Genomic DNA, 9,609 nt, shown 5'->3' on the forward strand with positions numbered 1-9,609 from the left:
ATCCCCGCTTGGGATTTACTTCGAGAAGCCCAAAATCGCTGAAACCCAGATAGATCAAGGAAAATCATCAATCGAGGTTAACCCTTTGTCCCGTAATGGTTTGAGCCTTTTTTGCTGACCGAAAACGCCTAAGTCCCACTATCCTGATAGGTAGCATATACTCAACGGATTTAGTATTAATTCCCTTTTTCGAGAAAGTGAATACAATGGGTGGAAAGAGTTAAAAGAGTCCGATGAATCGACAAAGACGGCAAAAATCAAGACAATTTTCTCTCCCTAGATATTCTATCTTTCCCCCGGAACAATGGCGATGGGGAGTGACTTCTTTGGTGATTAGCTTGGTCTTGTCCCTACTGATTTTAAAACTGAATACCTCTAGTCTTTCCACTGCCACCATAAATATTTTTAATCCCTCCACTGTGGGGGAGAATTTAGCCGGTAAGAGTCTAGATGAGTTAGAAAAGCAGAAAATCGCCGAATTTTTGCAAATTACCCCGCCAGAAACCGAATTAACCCTCGATCGCACCCCTTTGTTTATTCTCCACGACACAGCTTGGAGTATGACTGCGGGTAACATCGAAGAACAGAAAAAATATGCTCGCGGTCCGATGAAATTGGGTCCCAATGTTTACATCCCCCGCAAACAGAATTCCAGGGATAGAGACATTTTAGACTCGATCGCCCGGCCTTTTTTTGAACGTCACCGTCCCACTGCCACTTTTTATGAACAAGCGGCCGAAATGCTGCCCGCAGACACCAGAGATCAATTAGTGCGTCAACTGTGGCAACTTACCCCAGAAACTATCCGCGTCAAGGGTTTTGCACTTGCTTTAGAGGGTGTTCCTTTGAGTACGCGATCGGCTCCTGAGTTAGAAAAAAGAGCAAGAATTTGGTTAAATACGCCTTCAGAAGCCGTCTTTAGGCGTTTAGTCAAAGAATATCCCACAAATTACTTTGATGGGGCAAAAAGCACCGCATTATGGGCAACAGAAGCGATTTGTCAGCAGCTATCTCACCCTAATTGCGATCGCTTGCGACCAGTTTTTGCCGAAAGAAATCGTCGGGTTATCTCCAGCGTTAACATTGAACTGGTACAGGCGCCGGGATCCCACTGTTTGACCAAAGGACGCTTGCAACCCCTCCCCGGTTACAGCGATTTTCAATACCAACAAACGGCGAAATATTATCTCCTCGCAGCCTTACAAACGGGACAATTACCGCAAATTGTCAGCCATTTTGCCGTGGATAGTTTTCTGATTAATCAAGGAAAATATCCCCATTGTGACCCCCGGGGTTTTGATCTACAACGTCTCTACAATCTCATCAGTCAAGCTTTGGATTATGACCCCGGCACTGTTTATGGCATCGTCCCTCGTTACGGCACAAATATTCTAGCTGGTGATAATATTTGGTGGCATAATCGAGTTTTTGACCAAGCAAATTTACCCACAACTTTAAATTAGACCTGATCATTTAGAAATGTCCACTTCTCCCAAAGCTTCTAGATAGGCAATCGCCGCTTCTAAAGGAGAATCGTAGCCATAGGAAAACTCCTCAAACCAGCGTCCTTCCTCCGATTTAGCATCCAATTTATCTAACCATTGCTTCGCCTTTCTAGTTAAAGCTTCTCGCTTACGCTGCTTTTTTAATGCCGCTGCTTTTTCTTTTTCCGCTGCCTCCTGTTGTTGCCTTTCTTGGTTTTCTAAGGCTAAAGCTTTTAAAAGCGCATCGGTAGAAGAATCGCTGGCATAATTAACCTTAAATTCAGCCAGGGAACGATCTTTTTCTTGGCGAGAAGAAGGGGACGGCATCGGTTTTTCCTGATCCCGTTTCTGGTATTCTGCCTTCATTTGTGCCAGTAAATCTTCTATTTCTCCCATAATGATCAAGTTAGAAAGTAAAAAGTTAAAAAGCGGGTTTACTTATTTTTCCAAACGCACTAGATACCATTGTAAATAACCCTTCTCACCCAGGTCCAACTCGCAGTAATTATCGCGCAGATAGAGAGCTTTTTCCTCAAAACTAGAGAATTTCGCCAATTGTCGGGGACAAATCTCCGGTTTTGCGGTGATTAAATCTTTTAACTTATCCCGCAACTGGTCGGGAGTCTGGAATTGTTCAGTTTGATCGGCCTCAAGGACAAGAAAATAGTCCCCTTGATACATAATAGAATCGGGCATCGCTGTTTGATAGTCTCAGTAGGAAAATTTTTTGGCTATCTTTACCACTTTATCGCCTCAACGCTCGATCGACACCACCACTATGACAGACCATCTCACCAATCCCTTTCTCAGTCTCCCTTACGAAAGCGCCATGCAGGACTTGGGGGACCAATACTACGATCAAGTCGCGGCCGCGGATTTTCCCCGTCATATCCTTCGTTTTCGCAATGATGCTTTATTACCTTTGGTGGGAATTCAGCCAGAATTAAGCTTAGATGAGCATTTTATCGAGGCTTTTGGTAAATTTCAATCCCTTACCCCCTTTTTGGCCCTGCGTTACCACGGTTATCAATTTGGCGAGTATAATCCTTTTTTAGGGGATGGTCGCGGTTTTCTCTACGGTCAAGTTAGGGGTATTGATGGCAAATTATACGATTTTGGTACGAAAGGATCGGGACGGACCCCCTATTCCCGTCATGCGGACGGTAGGTTAACTCTCAAGGGTGGAGTCAGAGAAGTCTTAGCCGGGGAAGCTTTACGCAGTTTAGGGGTGAATACCTCTCGCTGTTTGAGTTTGGTGGAAACGGGGGAATCCCTCTGGCGCGGCGATGAACCTTCCCCGACGCGATCTTCGGTGATGATTCGAGTTAGTAATTCTCATATTCGTTTTGGGACTTTTGAGCGTTTATTTCATATTAAACGTAGCGATTTAATTAAAAGACTCCTCGATCATGTGATTATTTATTATTATCCTGAAATCGATCCCCAAGATAGCGATCGCTATTTAAAATTTTACGCCGCTTTGATTGAAAGAACCGCTAAATTAGCAGCCCAATGGATGGCCGCCGGTTTTTGTCATGGGGTTCTCAATACCGATAATATGTCAATTACCGGGGAAAGTTTCGATTATGGTCCCTACGCTTTTATTCCTTCCTATAACCCCCAATTTACGGCGGCCTATTTCGACTACGGCGGCCGTTATAGTTATGGTAATCAGCCTTTTATCTGTCGCTTAAATCTAGAGTTACTGCAATCTCCCCTGTCGATGGTCATCTCCTTGTTAGAGTTAGATATGGCTTTGGCTAAATATGACCAGCATTACAATTTTTATTATCAAAAAATGATGCTCAAAAAGTTAGGTTTTGAGGATATTTTTACTCCCGAATCCGCTTTGCTGGTCAGCAAAACCGTGGAAGTTCTCCAAGAAACCGGCCTCGGTTATCATGACTTTTTCTATCAATTAAGTGAACAATTTAATTACGGTTGGCGAGAAAATAGTTCTCTAATTCTTGAAAATATGGATTTACCGAAAGCTGATTGGCAACGTTGGCGAGAATTATATAGTTTGGTCTTAAATCAATTACCCCCAGATTCCTTGACTCAAATTGGCGATACCTTAACGCATTATAATCCTAAAACCGCTTTACTTAGACCGCTAATCGAATCGGTTTGGGAGGCAATTACCTATGAAGACGATTGGCAACCTTTCCAAGAATTAGTGATAAAATTACAGAATAGACAGTAATTAAGTAATAAGTAGTGGTGCAAAATTAATTTCTTGGTTAGGAGAGGCAAGATGTGGTTAGATATGTGTAATTAATTAAACGTATTGTATAATTAATTTTTGAAGGTTTAAAAACGATAAGAATAAGGATTAAATGGCATAAAATCTGTAAATAGACCATTTAATTAATTATTATTCATTCTTAATTCTCCTGACTACTGACTACTGGCTACTGACTCCTCACCCTAACAACAATTTTTGATTTTTACAAGAGGTTCAATACGATCTAATTGGGAACTTTGCCACCACATCCACTTACTCATCCTTAAATAAGTTGTTAGCATCCCCATGCTAGCAAATCCTTGAGATAACTTGATCACCTTTAATCGGGTGATCGCTTTTCTGAAAAAATAGGGAGCGGTGATCTGCCTCTGATCGGTATAGATTGATATAATTATCCTATGTTTATCTGGTCGTCAAAATGTTACTGAAAATCGTACAAATCGGTGATTCCCAAGCAATTACAATTCCTCAAGCAATCATGGAACAGTGTGAATTTACAGATGAAGTTGAGGCGATAGTTGATGGTAAAATGATTATTCTGAGTGCTAAAAAGAAGGTGAGGGAAGGTTGGGCTGAGTTATTTGATGATACTCCTCTTGAAGCGGATTTACAGGATTGGTTGGGGGTAGAAAACGAGTTTGAGCGAGAAAACCAATGGTAGAAAGATTTGCCATCGTGTTGGTGGCACTCGATCCAACTAGGGGGTCTGAACTGCAAAAAACTCGGCCTTGTGTTGTTGTTTCTCCTAGTGAGATTAATGTTCGATTAAGAACAGTCGTTATTGCACCAATCACCGGTACTATCAAAAATTACCCAACTAGAATCACAATTGACCAAGAAAATGTGCGCGGCAGTATCGCTTTAGACCAAATTAGGGCGATTGACAAAATCCGAATTGTTGCCAAAATTGGCAGTCTTGACCAACGATTAGCAATGATAGTCGCTGATCGCTTGGTTGAATTTTTTCACTACTGATTGTTACTGAATTTATTCGGTTTTAGGATCGCTTTTTTCTAATTTGATAGATGGCGATCAATGTTTCCCTTCTAACCATTAAGAGTGTCAAAATAATAGTAAAATTTTGTGACAAAGTGCAGTCAGATATAAGAATCTTTGCTAGAACTCTAGAAGGCTTCATGTGATAAGTCTCCTTCAAGGAGATTGTTTGCAGTTAGAGAGCCGTAGGGTGCGTTCCCTCTGCTCCACCGATCGATTTTTGGGAACGCACCATGCAGATTGATTGAAGCTGTGACTTTAAGTGCGATGCCGCTCTGGTGGGCCCAGTTGAGGAATGTTAGCGAAGATTCCCAATGTTTAGGTTAAAATAGAGGGGCAAAAGTTGCCACAGGGTTCAACGAGTCAAAAGGGATGACCAATAATCAGTTATCAGTGACCATTGACCGTTTAATAAGAGCCAGATTAATCCCCCTATTCCGAATAGAATAGTCAAGACATAAAACTGTGATTGACCGGAAACATTATACTTTAAGGCACTGCCGCTAAAAATCGTCGCTAAACTGACCAAATTAACCAGACCATCAATAATATAACGATCGAGCCAAGCGGTAATTTTTGACAAGCTTCCCACGGCTAAAACCACGGTAAACTGATAGATGCGATCAAGATAGAAGTCATAAGCGAACAAATCCTGCAAGAATCGCAGTATTAACCCGGTTGGTCTCGCCCAAGCTCGTCTTAACTCTACCATTAACCCGATAACTAGGCCAATTACTCCAGAGGCCATCAGTAAGGGAAAACCCCAGACAATAGTAAAACTCTGGTTATTAAGGAGGGGATTGGTGAAAGATAGCCAAAAATCCCAACGTAGGGGAATAATCGGGGCCAATAAAGCGATTAAAATCAATGCTACCATGGGCAAAGCCATCGGCCACGCCACTTCCGGGGTGCGATGGGTCTTACTTTGGGTTTGTCCCAAAAAGACTAAACGAAATACCCGAGTAAGATTGACGATGCTAAGACAATTAACAAAGATTAAAACCGCTAATAACCACCAAGGAATCGCCCATTCACCACTTAACCACCGTTTTAATGTCCAAAACATCCCTAGGGGCATTAAAACCGTCATCCCCGCGGAACCTCCTAAAAAAGCCGTGGTTGTAGCCGGCATTCTTGCCCAAATTCCTCCCATTTCCGTGATATTCTGGTTACTGGTGGTGAGAATTAAGGCTCCTGCGCTCATAAACAATAAAGCTTTTGCAATCGCATGGGAGAATAAAATTAGTAAAGCGATATCCACATGACCTAATCCCACCGCAATAAAGACCAAACCGAGATAGGCACTGGTGGAGTGGCATAAAACCCGTTTAATATCAATTTGGGATAAGGCCATCAGAGAAGTACCGATTGCCGTCATTGTCCCCAACACTATTAAAACATTGGCAGCGATCGGAGATAGGGTAAACACCGGCTGCAGCTTAATTAAAACATAGGCCCCCGCCGAAACCACGATCGAATTCCGCATGATTCCGGCTGGATTTGGTCCCTCCATCGCCTCATCTAGCCACAAATTCAGGGGAAATTGGGCGCATTTACCCGTTGGACCAGCAATAAGGGCTAATCCTAACAAAGTCGCCGTCAGAGGCGGTACAGGGTTATTTACTGCCCAATTTTCTAACTGAGAAAAACTCAATCCTTCTCCGTAACTGGACAGAGCCACCAAACCCATCAATAAAATAATATCGCCGACGCGCTTGGTTAAAAAGGCATCTCGGGCCGCGGTTACTACCAAAGGTTGGGCATACCAAAAACCGACGAGGAGATAGGTAGAGACCGTTAACATCTCTAGGAAAGCGTAACTGAATAGTAGGGAGTCACTGAGGGCAATTCCCCCCAAAGCTGCCTCAAAAAAGCCCATTAAGCCATAAAATCTCGCCAAAGACCAATCCTTTTCCATGTAGCCAAGGGCATAGATTTGGGCCAAGAGACTGATTAAGGTAATCACTTCCAGCGTCCCCAAACTGACGGGAGAAAGTTCGATCGAAAGGGATAAACTAAGATCGGCCACTTTTACCCATTCAAAAGTCAGTTTAATCGTCTCTCGATGCCAAATTTGATTAAAAGCGATCGTTCCGTGTATTAACCCTAATACGGTCATCAATAGGTTAATATAAGCGGCCGGCCGCGGACCGGTGCGACTAATAATGCCTAAAGACCAAGGCAAGGTTAAAATCGAACCAATTAAGCCATAAATGGGAATTAACCAGCAAGTGTAAAGGAATAAATCTTTCATTCAGGGGGTTATCAGTTATCAGTTATCAGTTATCAGTGATCAGGTTTAAGTTTTAAGTTATCAGGTTTAAGTTTTCAATTTTCAACAAATTTAGGCTCTTTCACTGGTTACTGGTTACTGATTACTGATCACTGATCAACGGCCATAAAAAACTAACACTCGATCGAGAAGGGAGCGAGTTTAGTCAATTTAGTTATTTTACAGTTAATCCCGGGATCAGGCTAAATGCGCTGTAATAAAGATTTACCGTGGGAATCGGTGCTACAGGTGGCGAATAATTGATATTGACGACTAAGAGCGAGTGCTTGTTCGGTTTCCCGTTGACTCGGTAGCCAGGGTTTGGGATTGCCGTAGGCATAAAAGGCCTCAATACCATCAATACCCAATTCTACCGCCGCCGCTACTAAATCGGCTGCGGGGCGATGGTAACGAAAGGGATGGGCGAGAACCACTAGGGCCCCCGCTTGCTGTAAACTGTTAATGACTCTAGAGGCCAAAGCTAGATCTCCTTCCGGTTTGGCTCTTTGCAGATAGGGAGTCAAAACGGTATGAGTAGGATCGAAACCATAGCCAAGAATATGCACTTCTGTCTCTAAGAGATTCGCCGTAATTTCTACCCCTGTCCAGAGATGGGGTAGAGAACTCTTTAAATGCTGATTTTCTAGCCAAATTTGGGCTTGTCGATAACCTTCGATCGAGTGATGATCAGTAATTGCTAATCCTTTTAGTCCGATATCTAACGCTTGTCTCATCAAGTCTTGGGGACTCATTTGACCATCGGAACAATGGGTATGAAGATGGAAATTGTAATGGTAGGGACAACTATCATAGCCGACATTTGCCCACACCGCTTTCAGGGCGAGGGTATCTTGAGCTAGGGGTGGAATTGTAGCAGAAACGACCATGCAGTATTGAGGAAATTTCCCAAAGATTACAAATTGTTAACAATCAGCATAGCAAATACCAAAAAAAATTGGGTAGCTGCTGTTACCACTAATACTAAATCCTCTTTCAAAGGTGTGGGGAAGTGGGGAAGTAGGGAAGTGGGGAAATGGGGAAATGGGGGAATGGGGAATTTCAACTAAAACCCTAACACCCTAACACCCTAACACCCCACACCCCACACCCTGCCCCCACCGAAAAACTTTTTGCCGCAAACCCTAACTAGAAAAACTTTTAGTCTTGACATAATATTAGGTCGAGGTGTAATCATCTGCGTTTTAGCTTACCTGTGACCATAAATACTTCCTTGACCGCTTCAAATCACACAAGTCTTTAGTAGTTGGGTAGTTGGGTAGGGTGCGTTAGGCAATCCCTTGTTTTTAGGGCAAAAATCAAGCTCTGAATATTGCCGTAACGCACCACAAAGAAAGGTTTTTGGTGAGTTACGCTAACTCACCCTACTGGGGAGCATCTCACTTTCTTTTCATTTCATTCACTTGACATTTCATCTGTCCAAGGTTATAACTATACTAGAGTGCGTAGTCTACGTACTTTGCCCTAATAAAAAGTAACAAACCACTTAAAATGATCACAAACATCTCTAGACGACTAACCACTGGCGCTCTTGCTATCGCTGGCAGCGTTGCCGCTTTCGGCTTTGCCAATACTGCCCCCGTCCAGGCGCAGGCGGCGGATTGTCCTCTACCATTGGGACAACTGTTTTCTGGTTTCAAGTCTGCTCCTTGCCTAGTGGGAGACAAGCTTTTCACATTCCTCGCCTCCAGTCCAACGTCTGGTCCTATAAATAACGGGGTTCTTCTCATAGATCAAATCTTGTCAACGACTATAGACAGACACACCTTCAACTACAGACCAAGTCCCGCTCTGACCCAATCCGGAGGTACTTTCGTCATAGATTACACGGTCGAGATCCTTGATCCGGCGAAGATGTTCAAAGATTTCAGTATTGGTTATGATGCAACTGGCGCAGGTAACTCGGGTATCTTTACGGAGAAGATGGTTTGGTCAGATAGTATCAATGGGTCGGCGTTAATCGGAACTTCGACGGCTACGACCGCGTTGGGTGCTTCTGGTGCCATGGTTCCAGTTCCGTCCGGTATCACGAAACTCTTCGTCAGAGACACTTACCGGGTCGATTCTCCCACCGGTTCCCTTAACAGTGTCACCAACGACTTCACACAAACAACAAAATCAATTGACATCCCCGAACCCTCTGCTATCCTGGGTATCTTAGCCGTTGCTGGTGTTGGTGCTTTCGCTCGTCGCAAGAGCTAGTCACTGTCATTAAATCAAAAGCAAGCGTTAAGGTTAATCTTAACGCCTTTTTATGTGGCTAGAGAAGGAGATGGGGAAGTGGGGGAGTGGGGAGTTCGAGCATTTGTATTAAAATATCCAATACGCAATTTAAATGCAGTATACTGTTCACTTAACAATCCCACTGGTCACTGATAATTGATCACTGATCACTGATCAGCCATTCCGAGGCCCTTTCACCTAAATCTAAGGCCAGACTAACCGCTTTACCAAGACGGGGACGCTCGCGGGTTTCGCGGATAAAAGCTTGAAATTGACTAAAACCACCCCATTCGTGGAGATAATTGGCGATCGCATTGAGATGTTCCAGATATTCAGACTCGGAGAGGGGAAAAGAAGCTTGTTCGAGATAT

At 43.4% G+C, this 9,609-nt stretch carries 10 protein-coding genes; 5 read left to right on the forward strand and 5 right to left on the reverse strand.

What is annotated here, in order from left to right:
- Positions 1 to 233 precede the first annotated feature (233 nt).
- On the forward strand, positions 234 to 1,463 hold the full coding sequence (locus O9300_RS14635; protein WP_287972378.1) for a hypothetical protein: 1,230 nt from the start codon (positions 234 to 236) through the stop codon (positions 1,461 to 1,463).
- Positions 1,464 to 1,469: 6 nt separating this feature from the next.
- On the opposite strand, the gene O9300_RS14640 is transcribed toward O9300_RS14635, so the two are convergent.
- Together O9300_RS14640 and O9300_RS14645 are read right to left on the reverse strand one after the other, a co-directional pair.
- Complete coding sequence (locus O9300_RS14640) at positions 1,470 to 1,880, reverse strand: salt stress protein, Slr1339 family (RefSeq protein ID WP_287972380.1); 411 nt, start codon at positions 1,878 to 1,880, stop codon at positions 1,470 to 1,472.
- Between the two features lie 42 nt (positions 1,881 to 1,922).
- Complete coding sequence (locus O9300_RS14645; protein WP_190723076.1) at positions 1,923 to 2,180, reverse strand: CRR7 family NDH-1 assembly protein; 258 nt, start codon at positions 2,178 to 2,180, stop codon at positions 1,923 to 1,925.
- Between the two features lie 82 nt (positions 2,181 to 2,262).
- Between O9300_RS14645 and O9300_RS14650 the strand changes: the two genes are divergently transcribed.
- The 3 genes from O9300_RS14650 to O9300_RS14660 all read left to right on the forward strand — a co-directional run bounded on the left by O9300_RS14650 (position 2,263) and on the right by O9300_RS14660 (position 4,704).
- The gene (locus tag O9300_RS14650) at positions 2,263 to 3,687 is read left to right on the forward strand and encodes a protein adenylyltransferase SelO (RefSeq protein ID WP_502846399.1); all 1,425 of its coding nucleotides are present in this window, start codon (positions 2,263 to 2,265) and stop codon (positions 3,685 to 3,687) included.
- Between the two features lie 460 nt (positions 3,688 to 4,147).
- Positions 4,148 to 4,390, forward strand: coding sequence for an AbrB/MazE/SpoVT family DNA-binding domain-containing protein (locus tag O9300_RS14655; protein ID WP_287972384.1), 243 nt, complete (start codon positions 4,148 to 4,150; stop codon positions 4,388 to 4,390).
- Positions 4,384 to 4,704, forward strand: coding sequence for a type II toxin-antitoxin system PemK/MazF family toxin (locus O9300_RS14660; protein ID WP_061430112.1), 321 nt, complete (start codon positions 4,384 to 4,386; stop codon positions 4,702 to 4,704). The genes O9300_RS14655 and O9300_RS14660 overlap by 7 nt, the downstream gene beginning before the upstream one ends.
- A gap of 376 nt (positions 4,705 to 5,080) precedes the next feature.
- Here O9300_RS14660 and O9300_RS14665 read toward each other — a convergent pair whose 3' ends face one another.
- Both O9300_RS14665 and O9300_RS14670 read right to left on the reverse strand, forming a co-directional pair.
- On the reverse strand, positions 5,081 to 6,979 hold the full coding sequence (locus tag O9300_RS14665; protein WP_287972386.1) for an NAD(P)H-quinone oxidoreductase subunit F: 1,899 nt from the start codon (positions 6,977 to 6,979) through the stop codon (positions 5,081 to 5,083).
- 221 nt (positions 6,980 to 7,200) lie between these two features.
- On the reverse strand, positions 7,201 to 7,884 hold the full coding sequence (locus tag O9300_RS14670) for a PHP domain-containing protein (protein WP_190723073.1): 684 nt from the start codon (positions 7,882 to 7,884) through the stop codon (positions 7,201 to 7,203).
- A gap of 622 nt (positions 7,885 to 8,506) precedes the next feature.
- On the opposite strand from O9300_RS14670, the gene O9300_RS14675 reads away from it, so the two are divergent.
- A complete protein-coding gene (locus O9300_RS14675; RefSeq protein ID WP_287972389.1) occupies positions 8,507 to 9,217 on the forward strand; it encodes a PEP-CTERM sorting domain-containing protein in 711 nt (236 codons plus the stop codon).
- Positions 9,218 to 9,398: 181 nt separating this feature from the next.
- On the opposite strand, the gene O9300_RS14680 is transcribed toward O9300_RS14675, so the two are convergent.
- Positions 9,399 to 9,609, reverse strand: a 211-nt coding sequence (locus O9300_RS14680; protein WP_287970694.1) for a DUF3067 family protein, incomplete at its 5' end; no start/stop codon positions are given.

It is taken from the genome of Microcystis sp. LE19-195.1E (assembly GCF_027532095.1).
GTDB classification, from domain to species: Bacteria; Cyanobacteriota; Cyanobacteriia; order Cyanobacteriales; family Microcystaceae; genus Microcystis; species Microcystis aeruginosa.